The sequence below is a fragment of the Vibrio mimicus CAIM 602 genome (assembly GCF_000338875.1).
GTDB lineage: Bacteria > Pseudomonadota > Gammaproteobacteria > Enterobacterales > Vibrionaceae > Vibrio > Vibrio mimicus.
In genome coordinates this window covers 21,764-38,886 of the sequence record NZ_AOMO01000026.1, presented here as the reverse complement: position 1 = coordinate 38,886, position 17,123 = coordinate 21,764, and the positions used below count along the sequence as shown (strand labels likewise).

Sequence of the window (17,123 nt, the reverse complement as noted above, 5' to 3'; positions counted from 1 at the left end):
GCATTTGCCCAAAATTTAACATTCTATTGATAAATGTATTTGTTGTTCTGCCTAAAGGAATCGCTCCGTGCAGGGCCGATAATATCCCGACCCTACCAAGAAGCTGGAGGCATACGATCATCCAGCTTCAGCCTATAAAGAAGACATGGAGTGATTTATGAGTCTGATCTTAATTCTTTTGGCGGTGATAGCCTTCATTGTGCTTGCCACCACCAAATTCAAACTGCATCCATTTTTGGCTCTGCTTATTGCTGCCTTTGTGGCAGCGTTTGCCTATGGTTTACCGGCTGACAGCATTGCTAAAACCATCACCACGGGTTTTGGCGGCATTCTCGGTTACATCGGGTTAGTGATTGTACTAGGTACGATCATCGGTGTGATTTTAGAGAAAAGCGGTGCGGCCATTACCATGGCAGATACCGTAATCAAGCTGCTGGGTGAGCGTTTTCCAACGCTGACCATGAGCATCATCGGTTACATCGTTTCGATCCCTGTGTTTTGTGACTCAGGCTTCGTTATCCTCAACTCATTAAAAGAGTCGCTGGCAAAACGTTTAGCGACATCCAGTGTGGCAATGAGCGTGGCCTTAGCAACAGGCCTGTACGCCACTCATACCTTTGTGCCACCCACACCGGGCCCGATTGCTGCGGCAGGTAACCTAGGTTTGGAATCACAACTTGGTCTTGTGATTGCAATTGGTCTGTTTGTGGCGGCAGTGGCGGCGATCGCCGGTATGTTGTGGGCGAACCGTTTCCAAAAGGTTGAAGCAGATATCGTCGATTCTCAAGAAAGTTCAAAACAAGATTGGCAAGCGCTGAAAGCTTCTTACGGTACATTACCGACCGCAAGTCAGGCATTTGCCCCCATTTTTGTGCCTATTCTGCTGATCTGCCTTGGTTCTATCGCGAAATTCCCGAGTTTCCCTGTCGGTAAAGGCATGCTGTTTGAAGTGCTGACTTTCCTGGGTCAACCACTGACCGCATTGTTGATTGGTCTTCTGTTGTCAGTGCGTTTGCTGAAATCAACCGACAAAGTAGCCGAGTTTGGTGAGCGTATCAGCCAAGGTATTACTTCTGCAGCCCCTATCCTGCTCATCACAGGTGCAGGTGGTGCTTTTGGTGCAGTATTGAAAGCGACTCCGCTAGGGGATTACCTAGGCACAACGCTCTCTGCATTGGGTGTGGGCATCTTCATGCCATTCATCGTGGCCGCGGCTCTGAAGTCAGCACAAGGTTCTTCTACGGTAGCGCTGGTTACTACCTCTGCGCTTGTTGCGCCACTTCTGGGTCAACTGGGTTTAGACAGTGAAATGGGACGTGCCCTTACCGTAATGGCGATTGGCGCGGGTGCGATGACAGTCTCTCACGCGAACGACAGCTTCTTCTGGGTGGTTTCACAGTTTAGCCGCATGAGTGTGGGCTTGGCCTACCGCGCACAAACCATGGCGACCTTAGTACAAGGGGTGACTGCGATGGCTGTGGTTTATGTTCTAAGCTTAATATTGTTGTAAAAGATTGAGGAGCGTGTGATATGAAAGTGGTTATCGCCCCAGATTCCTTTAAAGAGAGCCTGACGGCTAAGCAGGTGTGTGATGCTATTCAGGCCGGGCTTGCACGGGTATGGAATGATGCAAAATTTGTCGCCATTCCCGTAGCCGATGGCGGTGAAGGGACAGTGCAATCACTGGTGGATGCAACACAGGGACGCATTGTTGAAGTCAAAGTCATGGGGCCACAAGGTAAGCGAGTGGAAGCCTTCTATGGAATGTTAGGTGATAATCAAACCGCGGTAATCGAAATGGCTGCTGCCAGCGGTTTACACCATGTTCCCCCCGCCCAGCGTGATCCCAAACTCACTACCAGTTTTGGAACAGGTGAGTTAATTCGTCACGCATTGGACCAAGGGGTCACTAAGCTCATCATTGGTTTAGGTGGCAGCGCAACCAATGATGGTGGTGTGGGTATGTTGGCCGCACTCGGCGCACGTTTTACTAACGCAGACGGTGAGCCGATCCAGCTCACTGGTGGTGGTTTACGTGAACTGGCAAATATTGACCTGAGCGATTTCGATCCTCGCCTTCAGCATTGCGATTTGCTGGTGGCGTGTGATGTGAATAACCCGTTGTGTGGTGACAAAGGCGCTTCTGCCGTGTTCGGTCCACAAAAAGGCGCAACACCGGATGATGTTCGATTGCTGGACGGTGCCTTACAACAGTTTGGTTTACTCACGGAGAAAGTCACAGGTAAAGCCGTGTTACAAAGTGCAGGTGCGGGTGCTGCAGGCGGCATGGGCGCTGCTTTGCTGGCTTATACCCACGCCACATTGCGCCCCGGCATTGAGATTGTGCTGGATACGGTACAACTGGCTCATCAAGTGAGTGATGCCGATTTGGTGATTACTGGTGAAGGGCGGATTGATAGCCAAACCGTACATGGCAAAACGCCAATGGGCGTGGCGAAAGTGGCGAAACGGTTTGATGTGCCGGTGATTGCTCTTTCTGGTTGTACGGGTGAAGACTACCAAGCCGTTTATCAGTGTGGAATCGATGCCGTATTTGCGGCGGTTCCGCGGGCAATGACATTAGAAGACGCATTGAAAGAGTCCGATTTTAACCTTGCCGATTTGGCGGAAAATGTCGCCAGATTGTGGGTTCTCTCAAAATAAACCCGAAAGCTGACGAAAGTCAGCTTTCTTTCTTTTCAGGCTTAAGCCATTCTTTTTTCAATCTCTTGATTCCGTTTTGAACGATAGCCGCGGTTATTGCGTAGAACCTAAAGAGTAATTTGGAAAGGACTTCCTATGTCGAAATGGCTTCGCTTGCTCTTACTTTGTAGCGTGTTGGTTGGGTGTGGTACTAAATTCGTCTACCACAATCTGGATTGGTTTGTGATTGAGTTCGCGGAAGACTATATCGATCTCAACGATCAGCAAACCGCATTGATCGAACAAGCTATGCCCAACCTTTTACAATGGCATCGCACTGAAGAACTGCCGCTGTATGTTGAGCAAATCGATGAATTGTTGGTGTTACCACTTCGTGACGTGACCGTAGAACAGATCGCCTTGTATCGGGATCGCGCGCGAACACACTATGAACGCTTGATTCGTCGTGTCCTGCCTGATGTCACCGTGATAGCCGGGACATTAAACGCCGACCAAACCGAACAATTCATGGAAGCGGTTCTCAAACGCCATGAGAAATTTGCGAAGAAGTACCGCGCGATGGATGAACCCGAGCTTCGCCAGTTTTATCAAGAGCGGGTGGAGGAAGATTTAGAAGAGTGGTTGGGAGCACTCACGCCAGAACAGAAAACGTTAGTTAAAGAGTGGAGCCTCAATATTCAATCTACCATCAGTGACTGGATGGTGGTTCAAGTCATCTTTCGTGAGCAGATTCAGTCGTTGTTTGATAAGCGCCACCAGCCCGAGCAATTCCAAGCTCATCTTGAACAATTACTGCTGAATGCAGAACATTACTATAGCCCGATATTGAAGGCCAAACTGGCGTATAACCGCGAGTTAGCGCAACGATACGTGGTTGAGATCCTGCGCATCAGCTTGCCCAAACAACAACAGCATTTCCGACAAGAGTTACAAGATTGGAAAGAAATAGGCTCGGATCTGCTCGCTACAAATTAAACAAAGGTGTGACTCCCCCTGTTGAAATACGCGATTCAAGCGGTTAGATTTTGAGTCATAAAACAAAACCATAGGATAATAAAATGAAAAGGACGTCGTTGTTGGCTGCTCTGGCTTTAGTTTTGCCTTTGGCTGCGAATGCTGCACCTTCATACAGTCATTACACCTACGTAGCGGGTGGAATGCAGTTTGCGGATATTGATAGTGATGATTTAACCCAGTACATCGGTGCACCTTATTCCAATATGGATACTGAGCAACTGTATGGGGTTTATTTTAACGCCAGTTTCTCTACGGCCCGCATTCCTGTTTTTTTCAAAGCAGAGCTCAGCGGTATGTATTCCAGCGAACTAGAAATTGAAAACACCTTCGGTGGCATCGGGCTTTATCAGTATTTCGGTAATCACTCGGTGTATGGCGCTGTAGGTTATAACAAAGTTGAAGTTTCACGCGAGACAGATCAATTCGTCCGTGAATTCAATGAGGGCGGTGCGAGTGGTGAAGTTGGTGTGAACTTGCAGGTATTGCCTTTCTACAAGTTGGTGCCTAGAGCGCGTTTCACTCGTTTAGCGGGTGAAATTATGGATGACTACCAACTGAGTAACCAGATTATGTTTGGCCCAGTCTTGGCGGTTGAGCTGAACATCGGGCACAACAAGTTTCAAGATACTTCGCAAACCAGTTACCAAGCGGGGATCCGTTTCTCGTTCTAGAACGAGCATAACCGTATCGATTGGTTAAATAAGAAAAGCACCCAAGGGTGCTTTTCTCGTTATCAGTGCAAGCAGGTTTGAATTACAAACCGCCTTGTTGCTGTGCTTCTTTCACCATTTGTTGGCGCTGAGCTTCCATGTCAGATGCAACGTCACTGTCCTTATGTGTTGACTGTTCCAAAGCCTGTGGAACCAAAACATAGTACTTGTTGATTGTCATCATCGATTCTCTTAAAAGCGAAATGTGCAGAAAAAAATAGAGGATGCCGGTAAAACCGACATCCTCCCTGAACGGCGAAATTATAGGCTGATACGAAAGAAGTAGCTAGCTCTAATTTCATCCTTATCAGTATGACGCTTTCCTACTAGGTGCGATTACACGTCGTAAGTGGTAGACGCAGTATTACCGCCTGTACCTGTCCAATTGGTGTGGAAGAACTCACCACGCGGACGGTCAATACGCTCATAAGTGTGCGCACCAAAGTAATCACGCTGTGCTTGCAGCAGGTTCGCTGGCAGACGAGCAGTGGTGTAACCATCAAGGAAGGTCAGTGCTGAAGTCGTACATGGCATTGGAATGCCGACTTCCAGCGACTTCGCTGCCACTTTACGCCATGCAGCCAGACAGTTGTCCAGAATACCTTTGAAGTACGCATCAGAACCTAAGAACGCCAGTTCTGGGTTCTTTTCAAACGCATCACGGATGTTGCCTAGGAACGCAGAACGGATGATACAGCCACCGCGCCACATCAGAGCCACGTTACCGTAGTTCAGGTTCCAACCATTCTCGTTTGATGCTTCACGCATCAGCATAAAGCCTTGTGCGTAAGAGATGATTTTTGAAGCTAGCAGAGCTTGACGCAGTGCATCAACCCAAACTTGTTTGTCACCTTCCACTTGCGTTTCAGTTTTGCCAAACAGTTTTTCTGCTTCAACACGTTGATCCTTCAGCGCAGACAGGCAGCGAGAGAACACAGATTCCGTGATCAGAGTCAGTGGAATACCCATGTCCAGCGCGTTGATGCCCGTCCATTTACCTGTGCCTTTTTGGCCAGCAGTATCGAGGATCTTCTCAACCAGTGCTTCACCATCTTCATCTTTGTAGCCAAGGATGTCAGCGGTGATCTCAACCAAGTAGCTGTCTAGTTCAGTTTTGTTCCAGTCAGCAAACACGGCTTGCATTTCATCTGCCGACATTCCCAGACCATCTTTCATGAACTGGTAAGCTTCAGTGATCAGCTGCATGTCGCCGTATTCGATACCGTTGTGAACCATTTTCACGAAGTGACCTGCACCATCGTTACCAACCCAGTCACAGCAAGGCTCACCAGCGTCAGTTTTTGCCGAAATGCCTTGGAAAATCGGTTTTACCGCTTCCCATGCTTCAGGTGCGCCACCTGGCATGATGGAAGGTCCGAAACGTGCGCCTTCTTCACCACCAGAAACACCCGTACCGATGAAGTGAATGCCTTTTTCACGCAGTGCTTTTACACGGCGGTTAGTATCTGGGAAGTTGGTGTTACCACCATCAATGATGATGTCGCCTTTGTCGAGCAGTGGAACCAGTTGCTCGATGAAGTCATCAACCACTTGACCTGCACGAACCATCAGCATCACTTTACGTGGTGTCGCCAGTTTATCGACCAGCTCTTGCAGCGTATAAGCGCCAACAATGTTAGTACCTTTTGCTGGGCCTTCTAGGAACTCGTCCACTTTAGCCGCGGTACGGTTGTGTGCCACCACTTTGAAGCCGTGGTCGTTCATGTTGAGGATCAGGTTCTGGCCCATTACTGCAAGGCCGATTACACCGATATCACCTTTCATTTATTGCTCTCCTTCACGCAATCTTTGCTGCGGCGTCTGAATCTAAGTACCACTCGGTCACTCCTGAAGTGGAGTGAATTTTTGCTGCCGGATAAGGCAGTTGCTCGGCTGGAGTGGTGTGAATTTGTTCTACGATCTCGGCTTTACCTGCGCCAAGAACGAGATAGCTGATGCGTTTTGCGGCTTGCAGCACTTTCGCGGTTTTTGAAACGCGTAGCTGTCCGGATTCTGGATGACTTGCCACCACCGAAAGATTCGCGTCTGCATAGTCAGTTTGCCCTGGAAACAGGGATGCGGTATGACCATCCGCACCCACACCCAGTAGGATCCAATCAAACACTGGCGTGCCGTTTTCATTGGGGATCACATGCGCCATCGCTTGTGCAAAACGTTCCGCTTCAGCTTGTGGCTCGTTTTCACCCAGAATGCGGTGAATGTTCTGCGCAGGCATGTTGATTTTGCTAAACAGCAGCGCATTGGCTTCACCGTAATTGCTTTCTGCATCATCCGGTGCCACACAGCGTTCATCACCCCACCAGAAATGCAGGTTTTGCCACTGAATGTCGTTCGCGTAAGGCTGGCTTGCCAGCAGCTTAAACAGCATTTTTGGTGTGCTGCCGCCAGACAGGGAAATGTGTACTGGCTGACCTTGCTGGCTGTACGCCAACATATCGTCAGCAAGACTTTTCACCACGGCATCCGCAGTTGGGAAAATTTTATGGTTGATCATAATTCGCAGTAATCCGTGTTAGTGAGGTTTTTACAAGGGAAGCGCCACTCACGGCCGTCACGGCGTAGCAAGTCATCCGACTCTTTAGGGCCCCAAGTACCACAGGCGTAGCATACAGCGATTGCGGATCTTGTTTGAAATCGAGGATCGGCTGCACAAACTTCCAACAGGCTTCTACCGCATCAGTACGAGCAAACAGTGTCGCGTCACCATTGAGTGCATCCAACAGCAGACGCTCATAAGCGGTCAGCATTTTGATTTGCTCAAGTGAGGCGTAGTGGAAATTCATCGACACTTCTTTGGCTTTGAAACCTGCGCCCGGTTCCTTCAAACCGAAGCTCATCAGAATGCCTTCATCAGGCTGAATACGGATGATCAGCTTGTTCTCTGGCGCATTTTGCCCAAAAACAGGATGCGGTGTACGTTTGAAGTGAATGACCACTTCGGTTACACGCGTTGGTAAACGTTTACCGCTGCGCACATAGAATGGCACACCATTCCAACGCCAGTTATTGATGAACATTTTCAGCGCAACGTAAGTTTCGGTGCGTGAATCAGCGGCCACGCCCGGCTCATTACGGTAGCTTGGTAAAAACTGCCCACGCACTTCCGATTCGGTGTATTGACCGAGCACCAGATTATTGCGCAGATCAGATTCAGAAAGCGGTTGTAGGCTTTGCAGTACCTTGTTCACTTCATTACGAATGGAATCGGCGTTGATCGCCGCAGGCGGCTCCATACCGACCATAGCCAGCACTTGCAGCAGGTGGTTTTGGAACATATCGCGTACCGCACCAGAACCATCGTAATAACCGCCACGCTCTTCTACACCTAGGAATTCTGCGCCTGTGATCTCCACGTAATCAATAAAGTTACGGTTCCACAGTGGCTCAAACATGCCGTTGGCAAAGCGGAATACCAGCAGGTTTTGCACGGTTTCTTTACCAAGGTAGTGGTCGATACGGTAGATCTGATGCTCTTTGAAGTGGTGGTGGATTTCCACATCCAGATCTTGTGCAGATTGCAGATCGTAACCAAAAGGTTTTTCGATGATCAGACGCTTCCAGCCTTGGCTCTCATCGTTGAGGCCATGTGCCGCAAGGCAAGCTGGGATCACGCCATACAGGCTTGGTGGCGTCGCGAGATAGAACAAAGTATTACGCTGTTCAAACTGATAGTCGCTGGCTAGCGTATCGAGTCGGGTCGCCAAGTGTTGGTAATCACTCACTTCGGAGGTATTCAGTGCTTGGTAATGAACGTGTTGCATGAACTCGTCCAAAATGGCTGGTTCAGTTTTTTCCAGCTCTTGCAGCGAACGTTTCAACTTTTCGCGGTAAGTTTCGTCACTGTATTCGGTACGGCTAACACCCAAAATCGCAAACGATTTTGGCAGTTGCTGACTGGCATAGAGGTGATACAACGCAGGAATAAGCTTACGGTACGTCAAATCTCCCGAAGCACCGAAAATTACGATGCTGCTGTTTTCAGGTATTACCATCATCTTTCCTTTAGAAACGAGGTACTCCCTTGATTTTTCGGTGAATATTTGTCCATCTTCACAGGAAAATCTTTGGGTATTGTTAGCATGCGCCAACCCTAGCAGCGCAATACACAAATCAAAAACCGATCTTGCCTATAGGTCCAATAGGAAAAATCAATCAACGGGGAGAACTACGTGCTAGCGAAACTCATCCCCGGCTCGGGGGCGTATTGTCTACGACTCTTTGACATACATCAACTATTGATAACGCAATCGATTGAATTGTGAATAACGAAAAAGTTAACTACCAGTTTTTAAAGGAAAAATATGAAAAGTAAGTTTATGCCTTCATTTAACCTATTTAGAAAGAATCGACACCACGCAGAGTGACCTACAAAGGTTGCATATCCCATTTCAAAGCAGGGACAAACGATTTCAGTTGGCAGAGCGAAGTATTGTACATAGCAAGCCAAAGTGGAGACTGCTACACTGGCCGACAATGCGTTTGGAAGGACTGTTGAAATGAATTTAGCCGTAGATACTCACACTCATACTTACGCCAGTGGCCATGCTTATAGCACGCTGATTGAAAATGCGCGTGCGGCGAAACAGAATGGCTTAACGCTGTTTTGTACCACTGACCATGCCGAATCTATGCCCGGTGCACCGCATTACTGGTTTTTCTCCAACCAGCGAATCCTGCCCCGTTTTCTTGAAGGCGTTGGCGTGATTCGCGGTGTGGAGGCCAACATCCTCAATACTCAAGGTGAAATCGATTTGCACCCCAGTGTGGATCACAACTTGGATTGGGTCATTGGCAGTTTCCACGAGCCGGTGTTTCATCCCTCTTCAAAAGAGGAGCATACCCAAGCGTTGATTAAAGCGATTGAAGGTGGCCGAGTCGATGCATTAGGGCATCTGGGTAATCCGCATTTTGATTTCGATTTTGAGCAAGTGATTGCCTGTGCGGAAGCCCATAATGTGGCGATTGAAATCAATAACAGCACACTAAAAGGGCATAGCCGTGTGGGCAGCATTGATCGTTGCTACGAGATTGCTCGAGTTGCGAAATCGCTTGATGTTTACATCACCACTGGCAGTGATGCGCACTTTTGCTTGGACATCGGCGGATTGTCTCTGGCAAGTCAATTGATTGATGAAGTTGGCATTAATCCGCAACGCGTTATCACTCATACCGCGCGTCAGTTCCTCGATTTTCTTGAGTTACGTGGTCGTCAGCCGATTGAAGAATTTGTGGGTTTATTTTAGCGTCAACTTTGGTCCGCACCCACTTCGGTTCACGTTGACTTTCTTCCTAATTCGATGACAACGCACCTAATCGTTTGGTCTTAATGCAGTCTGGAACTCCTCTTTCCGGCTGCATTTTGCAACAAAACTCAACTCACTGTCGCCGTGAGAATGACGTACAATTCGGCTCCCTTCAAAAGTGAGTAGAAAAATGAAAAGAACACTGATTCTAACGGCGGTATTGCTCGCCACTCCGGTTTTTGCCGCTGGGCAAGATCTTAAATCGATCATGCAGGACATGAAACTGGCTTTTAAACAGGCTGCTGAAGCGACGACGATCGAAGCAATGCAAACTCCGGTGACCACTCTCGAAACTTTGGTTGAGCAAGCCAAGCGTGGTCAATACCCTGTTGAAAAAGAAGCCATTTACCAAGAAGGTTTCAACAAGCTCGATGTGACACTGGAGAAGGTAGAAGCCCATCTGCAAGCTGGTGAGCTTGAAGCGGCCAAAGCCAGCTTAAAAACCGTGGACGACCTGCGTATTGAATACCATGACAAACGTAATCCAAGCTTCTGGAAACGTCTGTTTGGCTAATCGAATGGGTTAGTCGGATCACCTAACCAGTCCAACTGCTGCGCTTGCACAAAGGGCAGCAGTCGTCTTTTTATTACAGCTCTTCCCATAACAAATCTTCTTGATTCCTATCTCGTCATCTCAAAGTTGCCTAAGTCATTGCTAACGTTGTACTTGTGAATCCTGCGCCAATACCAGCTTATTGTTCCACGTATCTTACTTATCTCTCATAGGACAACAGACGTAGTGCATTTACGGTCAGGTGATGACTTTGAGTAAAAACAGAGAGTTGTCCTATAGACGAGGTTCAAAAATAATCAACTTTCAGAGGAATGTTGTTCTTTCCCTTCTACACTAAAAGGTAGTGTGGGTTATGAGTTTTATTTCATGGTGTTGATACTTCAGGAAATTCAATGGAGGCCCAGCGTTATGCCTCTGCCTTATAGATACGGTTAAACACTAAGAGTGATTGCTATAGATGAGCAAAGAAAACTTAGGCAAGTTTGATGTGATCACCAGATGGATTCCTCTGTTGGTAGGGTTTTTACTCACTTTTTCTGCCGCTGGAGTGTTGCATTACCAGAATCAAATTGAAGCCCGAGAGCACATTCATGAGCTTGCTAACCAAGCGGAATCACTGATTAAGGAAAGGTTCAGCCGTTTCGAATATGGCTTACGTGGGGCGAGGGGGGCAGTGCTTGCCGCAGGGGTTGATAAGCTTACTCGTAAGCAATTTGAGGACTACATCAATAGCCGCGATATAGAACGAGAGTTTCCGGGCGCTCTAGGGTTTGGGTTTATTCGGCGAGTTCCCGTGGATAAGGAAGCGGATTTTATTGCTACCGCGCGCCGAGATGATTTTCCCAACTTTACCATTCGCACACTCACCCCTCATGATGGCGACCGCTTCATTATCCAATACATCTATCCTGAGAAACCCAATCTTCAGGCGATTGGGCTAGATATCGGTTCCGAAACCAACCGTCGAAAAGCGGCGCTGGCTTCAGTTCGAGAGCAGCAACCCTATCTCACCGCGCCAATTACCTTAGTTCAGGCGGATAGTAAGCCGCGTCGTGGCGTACTCATTCTGTTGCCGGTCTACCCAAGCCGAATGGAACTCAAAACCCCAGCTGAAAGAGAGAAATACTTTTTAGGATGGGCATACGCCCCCTTAGTTGTGGACGATGTGTTATCCGATTTAAGTTCGGTCATGGCCCATGCCATGATTCAACTCAGCAATACCACCGAGAATGAACCCTTCTTTCGCTCTCAAGTTTCCAACAATAAGTACTACCCAGAAGAAAGTATTACCCGAACGATTTCAGTGCTTGGGCAAGAGTGGGTGCTTGAACTTGTGCCCAATGATCTGGCTTTCCAGCATGTCCGGTGGGATATCCGCTGGGTTATTGTGCTTGGTCTTGGGGTGACGTTTTTAAGTGTATTAGCGCTGAATGTATTGCGGACAAGCGCTGGCGGAGAAACGGTCGCGGAAGATGTCATGCCCAAAGGGCTAAAAGGCGTGTCCTTATTCTGGAATAGCTCAGTAAGAAGACGCACTTGGCCGCCTGCTATAGCCGCTTTGCTACTTATCTTCCTCACCATTGCATGGCTGATTGTTGAGCGTGAACTCAACGATGTGAAAGCAAATCTAACCAATGCGACAGGCACTTCTTTGGCTCGATTAGAAGATGCAGCAAAGCAATATAGCCGAGATACGGTTTCTCTGGCCAAAACGCCACCGTTGCATGCATTGATAGAAAATCAAGGTAATAACGAAGCTGTGGAACAATGGAAAGCGCGGCTTGCCGATGTGTTTAAGGCTTACATGTTGGCGACCCCGGAAATTTACCAAATTCGCTTGCTCACCGCTCAATCTGGTTGGCGTGAGCAGGTGAAAATTCAGCAAAGCGAAAAGTTGTTCGAAACGTTCAAGGATGATGCTCTGCAAAATAAAAGCGGAGAGCTCTACATTCGGGAAACCCTGAAAATGGGTGCGGATAAAGTCTACATGTCCGATATCAGTCTGCATCGGGAGTTTGGGGTAATTGTGCACCCTGAACGCCCAATTTGGCGCTTTTCCACCCCCATTTTTGCCGATGATGGGACACCGTTTGGGATTGTCATCATTAATATCAGTGTGAAACCCGTTTTGAGTGAGATTGCCGGAAATGATCGCCATGATGTGATTATCTATGTCACTAATACAGAAGGCGAATTTATCTATCATCCTGATCCGGAAAGCACCTTTGCGTTTGAGCATGGGCACTCTTTTCGTTGGCAAGATGCGTTTAAAGAGGCTGACTTTCTCAGTTTAGATGTGGCGGGGGTTCTGAGCATTAAAGGTTGGCGGGGAAATTTCTGGGAAAAACAAGCGAAATTGTTGCTTGATGCCGGCTCGGATCAACGTTTTATTACCATTCATACCGCGCAACCGCAGCTACCTGTACTCATGCGTATTGCGACACAAATATTGATAGTGATCGCCATCATGATGGTTTTTGTATTGATGAGCGTCAGTATTCAGTACTGGTTGTGGCTAACTTCTATGGTGAAGCAAAGGGAAGAGTGGAACCTTCAATTGCAGAACCAAAAAGAAAAAGAAGTGCTTCGGTTTAAAGCTTTATTGGAATCTTCTCCTGAGGCGACGCTGATTGTGGATGCCAATGGCATCATTAAAATGGTCAATGAAGAAGCGGAAAAAGTGTTTGGGTATGGGCGAGATGAATTAGAAGGGTATCCCATGCATCGCCTGTTTCCTTATGATCTCGAATCAGCGCGAGCGAAACATGCGCAATGGTACGAGTTACGGCCGGGTAATCAAAGAATAGAGATCGCTGTGAGGTCTGATGAAACGGAATTCCCCGTTGAAATTAGTTCCAGCTCCGTTCAGATGGATGACGGGCTATTAATTTCCGTCTCCATTCGTAACATTACAGACAGGTTGGCGTTTGAGCAGACACTCAAAAAAGCATTGCACGATGCTGAGCAAGCCACTCAGGCAAAAAGCGTGTTCCTTGCCAACACCAGCCATGAAATCCGTACACCGCTGAACGCCATTCTTGGCTTAACCTATTTACTGTCGGATGAATCGTTAACCGAATCTCAGCATCGTTTGGTGGATAAAATTGGCATTTCAGGAAAATCGTTATTGGGGATCGTCAACGATGTTCTTGATTTATCGAAAATTGAAGCCAATGAGATGATACTTGAAGCGTTACCGCTCGATCTCAGAGAGTTTCTCGAAGAAGTGGCCAGTGTTTTCTCCACTCAAGCCGAAGCTAAGAATCTCAATTTCAAGCTTGAAATGGGTGTGGATTTGCCGCATTGGGTCATCGCCGACAGTATGCGCCTGCGGCAGATATTAACGAACTTGCTGAGTAATGCGCTGAAATTCACCAGTGTGGGACATATTGCATTGCGTGCAGAAGTTATCGACAAATTTAGCTGGAAGGGTGCAGAAAAAAACATTGTCCGTTTCTCTATCACGGATACTGGGATAGGAATATCAGAAGAAGCGCAGAAACGTTTATTCAAACCATTTTCGCAAGCTGACGCGAGCACAAGCCGCCGATTTGGAGGCACAGGTTTAGGGCTTTCTATTGTTCACAAACTGTTGGGATTGATGGAGGGGAGAATTGGCGTAGAGAGCAGTGAAGGGCAAGGAAGTACATTCTGGACAGAAATGCCGTTACAAACTCTGTCGGATGAAGACATTATCCTACAAGAACAGCAGGCGCAGACTCTGTTCGTGCTGATCGCGGAAGATAATCCTAAAGAAGCGAAACATCTTCAATCTGTCGCGCATTCCCTCGGTTGGCGTTCGGAAATTGTGCATGATGGTGCCGCTTTGGTGGATGCCGTGAAGGTGAGAAAAACACAAAAATTGCGTCTTCCGGATGTGCTTATTGTGGACAACCAAATGCCTGCAATGGATGGGTTAACTGCAGTACATCACCTCGCCGAAATATTCGGAGCGAAGAGGCCGCCTGTCGTATTGATCAATTCCGATGGCAGCTTAGAACAACACAAAATTGAAGAAGACGAACTTGGGATCAACAGCCTATTAGATAAACCCATTAATGCTTCTGCTGTGTTTAATGCAGTGAATAGCGCTGTAAGCCAACATTCTGGAAATGCCAACCGGGTTTTACAATCGACACGTACTGAAGCGATCAAGGCGAAATGGCTGCTTGGTTTTCGAGTGCTGGTGGTGGATGACAGTGCCACTAACCTTGAAGTTGCAGACTATGTACTGACCCAAGCGGGAGCGACCACAAATGTGGTCGCCAGTGGTGAAGATGCGATTAACAAGCTAAAGCAGAAAAACGAGTATGACGCAGTGTTAATGGATGTTCAGATGCCGGGAATGGATGGGCTGGAAACAACGCGCTATATACGCAATACATTAAAACTACACTCATTGCCTATTATTGCTTTAACCGCGGGCGCGTTAGTTGAGGAACGTAAACGTGCCTTTGCGTCTGGGATGAATGACTTTTTGACCAAGCCGATCAGCCCATCACGTTTGATTAGTGTGTTGCGTACCCAAGTTGCAAAGTATCGAGGAGAGGATTACTTGTCTGAAAATATCAGTTCACAACCGCTTAGCGTTAATGATTGGCCGCAAATTGAAGGGCTTAATCATGAGCAGGCACAAGAGTTTTTCATGGGTAATCAACAGCTCTTTTTTACCGCCTTGAGTCATCTGATAGAAGACAATACGAATCTCACCGAAGGTGAGCAGGATTTTGATGGCCTAGACGCTAAGCCGTTACGTCTGGCTACCGCTGAACAAGTTCATAAATTGCGCAGCACTTCTGGAATGATAGGTGCTGAAAAAATGCAGCAAATGGCTTCGGAAGCAGAGGTGATACTGCGCCAGCAAGGTGTGCCAGCCAATGCCATTATGGAGGAGCTTTCCTCTGAGTTGCTCACCTTGATTCAAGTGAGCAAAGACGCGATTGCAGTTTGGAAAAAAGCCTCTCAGCTTGAACTGTCTCTGGCAGAGAGGGATGCGGTGGATACGATTTCACCTGAAACGCTCAAACTCTTGCTGCAGCTGTTGGCTGACCAAGATCTGGAAGTATTAGATCTGGTTGAACAGCATCGTGCTGCTCTGCATTCGGCAATGGGCGGTGAAGCCTTCCAACAACTGTCAGATTCATTGGAACGGTTGAACTTTAAACAAGCGAAAAGCCTACTTGAATCACTCACTCAACACATGGGGGTATCAGCATGAATGAAGTGGGCGATACGACATTACCTGACATCCTCATCATTGATGATGACAGCACAGTCGTGATGTCATTGCACAAAGTACTATGCAAAATAGGGCGCATTCGCTTTGCTTCGGATGCCGCTCAGGCTTTCTCAATGATAGAAGCATTAAAGCCCGATCTTATTTTGCTGGATGTTGAACTGCCGGATATGAACGGCTTAATTGTGTGTGCCAAGCTCAAAAGTAACCCCGCGACGCAAGACATCCCAGTGCTGTTTATTACCAGCAAAACGGATACTGGATTTGAAGAAAAAGTGTTTGATGCAGGGGCGGCGGATTACATTGTTAAGCCACTTAAACCGCGTGTTGTCGCGGCTCGTGCCCAAACTCATCTGGCTTACCACAAAGCGATTCGGTTGCTGGATAAAATGGCGCACACTGATAGTCTCTCCAGCCTCGCCAATCGGCTCAAGTTTGATGAGCAACTCAATGTCGAATTTAAGCGTTCTCGGCGGCAAAGTGAGCCTCTTACCGTTGTTATGATCGATATCGATGAGTTTAAGAAATTTAACGATCATTTCGGGCATATCGCCGGCGATGAATGCATTCGGAAAATTGCGCATACCCTACGTAGCATTACCAAAAGACCCGCAGATTTAGCCGCGCGTTATGGCGGTGAAGAGTTCGCGCTTATCTTGCCAAGCACTGAGGAAGAGGGCGCTAAATCCATGGTGAATGAGTTAATTAATGCGGTTGAGCAGCTTGAAATAGCGCATTCACCAGAGGCGATGAACCAATGCGTTACGGTGTCTGTGGGCTATACCGTTCTTTACCCCGAACAAGTGGATTTTGAACAACTGAAAGCTGTCGATGTGGCTCAAACTGCGGATAATGCGCTTTATACCTCAAAACATAATGGCCGCAATCAAGCTACGTTTGAACCCATTCCCACCACGACATAAGACAAGATTTGAGAGTCAGGCGTACTCATCGCTTTGCTCTCCATTAACGCGTTTGTAAACAAAGCTTGGTTTTTTGTTAAAAACTTAGGCACGTCCCACTGTTATGGTTATCACTAATGGTTATAGTAGTGCTCAATCCATAAAGAGTGTTGTTATGAACCCACAACGTGCTTTTCACCGTTTGATGCTGAAACTCAGCCTGTTTAGCTGGCTGATGGTTTCGCTCATGCCCGTGCTAAACGCACACGGCAATGCGGTAGGCGTATGGGCGACACTCTGTACCATCAATGGTTTTGAATTAGTCAAAATTGAAGATGGCAAACCGCAAACTCAGCACAGTAAACCGTGTCCGTTTGCCCATTTCTCCAATTTTCATCACACCGAACTTCCAACCACACTACTTCCAATTCGACAAACGACGGCGCAAGTAGACGGCTACACTTATTTGGCTCTAAGTGTCCGTTTTGAAAGCCCCGTCCCTCGTGCCCCGCCTTTGGCTTAACTGAATTATTACCTAATAACAATAAAACCATTTTTACCCTTCCTACTTGAAGCTGCAGCGGTGTTGGCTACGTTCATTCACCCCAATCACATAGTTTGTCTATGCTCATGGGGATGAACTCACTCGCCGCCTACCTGCAACTCCAAGTATTTTGGGTACAGTAAAGTCATACGCACATATCCCATTTGGTCTTTCGATCGAAGGGATAATTTGCGTTTAAAAAAGGAAGAAAT

12 protein-coding genes and 1 pseudogene are annotated in these 17,123 nt (G+C 47.5%); 9 read left to right on the top strand and 4 right to left on the bottom strand.

Going from position 1 to position 17,123, the window contains the following annotated elements; all coding sequences use genetic code 11:
• The first annotated feature begins 157 nt into the window (after nt 1-157).
• The 4 genes from D908_RS12075 to D908_RS12090 all read left to right on the top strand — a co-directional run bounded on the left by D908_RS12075 (nt 158) and on the right by D908_RS12090 (nt 4,352).
• Nucleotides 158-1,510 carry a GntP family permease gene (locus D908_RS12075; protein ID WP_005523866.1) on the top strand — a complete coding sequence of 451 codons (1,353 nt, stop codon included), beginning with the start codon at nt 158-160 and terminating at the stop codon, nt 1,508-1,510.
• Between the two features lie 20 nt (nt 1,511-1,530).
• Nucleotides 1,531-2,664 (top strand): glycerate kinase, encoded by a 1,134-nt coding sequence (locus tag D908_RS12080; protein ID WP_005523865.1) that lies wholly within the window; start codon nt 1,531-1,533, stop codon nt 2,662-2,664.
• A gap of 135 nt (nt 2,665-2,799) precedes the next feature.
• Nucleotides 2,800-3,639: a DUF6279 family lipoprotein gene (locus tag D908_RS12085; RefSeq protein ID WP_005523864.1), complete on the top strand. Its 840-nt coding sequence runs from the start codon at nt 2,800-2,802 to the stop codon at nt 3,637-3,639.
• Nucleotides 3,640-3,722: 83 nt separating this feature from the next.
• On the top strand, nt 3,723-4,352 hold the full coding sequence (locus tag D908_RS12090) for a hypothetical protein (protein ID WP_000831849.1): 630 nt from the start codon (nt 3,723-3,725) through the stop codon (nt 4,350-4,352).
• 82 nt (nt 4,353-4,434) lie between these two features.
• On the opposite strand, the gene D908_RS12095 is transcribed toward D908_RS12090, so the two are convergent.
• From D908_RS12095 to zwf, 4 genes and pseudogenes are all read right to left on the bottom strand, one after another.
• The gene (locus tag D908_RS12095) at nt 4,435-4,575 is read right to left on the bottom strand and encodes a hypothetical protein (RefSeq protein ID WP_000988286.1); all 141 of its coding nucleotides are present in this window, start codon (nt 4,573-4,575) and stop codon (nt 4,435-4,437) included.
• Between the two features lie 152 nt (nt 4,576-4,727).
• Nucleotides 4,728-6,176 carry a decarboxylating NADP(+)-dependent phosphogluconate dehydrogenase gene (gene gnd, locus D908_RS12100; RefSeq protein WP_000675468.1) on the bottom strand — a complete coding sequence of 483 codons (1,449 nt, stop codon included), beginning with the start codon at nt 6,174-6,176 and terminating at the stop codon, nt 4,728-4,730.
• 13 nt (nt 6,177-6,189) lie between these two features.
• Nucleotides 6,190-6,906, bottom strand: a complete 717-nt coding sequence (gene pgl, locus D908_RS12105) for a 6-phosphogluconolactonase (protein ID WP_000607051.1) — start codon at nt 6,904-6,906, stop codon at nt 6,190-6,192.
• A pseudogene (zwf, locus tag D908_RS12110) lies at nt 6,903-8,404 on the bottom strand (glucose-6-phosphate dehydrogenase). The gene pgl and the pseudogene zwf overlap by 4 nt, the downstream one beginning before the upstream one ends.
• 504 nt (nt 8,405-8,908) lie before the next feature.
• Between zwf and D908_RS12115 the strand changes: the two are divergent.
• The 5 genes from D908_RS12115 to D908_RS12135 all read left to right on the top strand — a co-directional run bounded on the left by D908_RS12115 (nt 8,909) and on the right by D908_RS12135 (nt 16,890).
• Nucleotides 8,909-9,655: a phosphatase gene (locus tag D908_RS12115; protein ID WP_005523859.1), complete on the top strand. Its 747-nt coding sequence runs from the start codon at nt 8,909-8,911 to the stop codon at nt 9,653-9,655.
• Between the two features lie 190 nt (nt 9,656-9,845).
• Nucleotides 9,846-10,229 carry a cytochrome b562 gene (locus D908_RS12120; protein WP_005523858.1) on the top strand — a complete coding sequence of 128 codons (384 nt, stop codon included), beginning with the start codon at nt 9,846-9,848 and terminating at the stop codon, nt 10,227-10,229.
• 457 nt (nt 10,230-10,686) lie between these two features.
• Nucleotides 10,687-15,447, top strand: coding sequence for a CHASE domain-containing protein (locus D908_RS12125; protein ID WP_005523857.1), 4,761 nt, complete (start codon nt 10,687-10,689; stop codon nt 15,445-15,447).
• Nucleotides 15,444-16,388 carry a GGDEF domain-containing response regulator gene (locus tag D908_RS12130; RefSeq protein ID WP_005523856.1) on the top strand — a complete coding sequence of 315 codons (945 nt, stop codon included), beginning with the start codon at nt 15,444-15,446 and terminating at the stop codon, nt 16,386-16,388. The genes D908_RS12125 and D908_RS12130 overlap by 4 nt, the downstream gene beginning before the upstream one ends.
• Nucleotides 16,389-16,542: 154 nt before the next feature.
• Nucleotides 16,543-16,890 (top strand): hypothetical protein, encoded by a 348-nt coding sequence (locus D908_RS12135; RefSeq protein WP_001069518.1) that lies wholly within the window; start codon nt 16,543-16,545, stop codon nt 16,888-16,890.
• Nucleotides 16,891-17,123 lie beyond the last annotated feature (233 nt).

Coding starts and splice junctions, on each gene's coding strand:
- D908_RS12075 (WP_005523866.1), top strand. CDS start 158: ATGAGTCTGATCTTAATTCTTTTGGCGGTGATAGCCTTCATTGTGCTT.
- D908_RS12080 (WP_005523865.1), top strand. CDS start 1,531: ATGAAAGTGGTTATCGCCCCAGATTCCTTTAAAGAGAGCCTGACGGCT.
- D908_RS12085 (WP_005523864.1), top strand. CDS start 2,800: ATGTCGAAATGGCTTCGCTTGCTCTTACTTTGTAGCGTGTTGGTTGGG.
- D908_RS12090 (WP_000831849.1), top strand. CDS start 3,723: ATGAAAAGGACGTCGTTGTTGGCTGCTCTGGCTTTAGTTTTGCCTTTG.
- D908_RS12095 (WP_000988286.1), bottom strand. CDS start 4,575: ATGATGACAATCAACAAGTACTATGTTTTGGTTCCACAGGCTTTGGAA.
- gnd (WP_000675468.1), bottom strand. CDS start 6,176: ATGAAAGGTGATATCGGTGTAATCGGCCTTGCAGTAATGGGCCAGAAC.
- pgl (WP_000607051.1), bottom strand. CDS start 6,906: ATGATCAACCATAAAATTTTCCCAACTGCGGATGCCGTGGTGAAAAGT.
- D908_RS12115 (WP_005523859.1), top strand. CDS start 8,909: ATGAATTTAGCCGTAGATACTCACACTCATACTTACGCCAGTGGCCAT.
- D908_RS12120 (WP_005523858.1), top strand. CDS start 9,846: ATGAAAAGAACACTGATTCTAACGGCGGTATTGCTCGCCACTCCGGTT.
- D908_RS12125 (WP_005523857.1), top strand. CDS start 10,687: ATGAGCAAAGAAAACTTAGGCAAGTTTGATGTGATCACCAGATGGATT.
- D908_RS12130 (WP_005523856.1), top strand. CDS start 15,444: ATGAATGAAGTGGGCGATACGACATTACCTGACATCCTCATCATTGAT.
- D908_RS12135 (WP_001069518.1), top strand. CDS start 16,543: ATGAACCCACAACGTGCTTTTCACCGTTTGATGCTGAAACTCAGCCTG.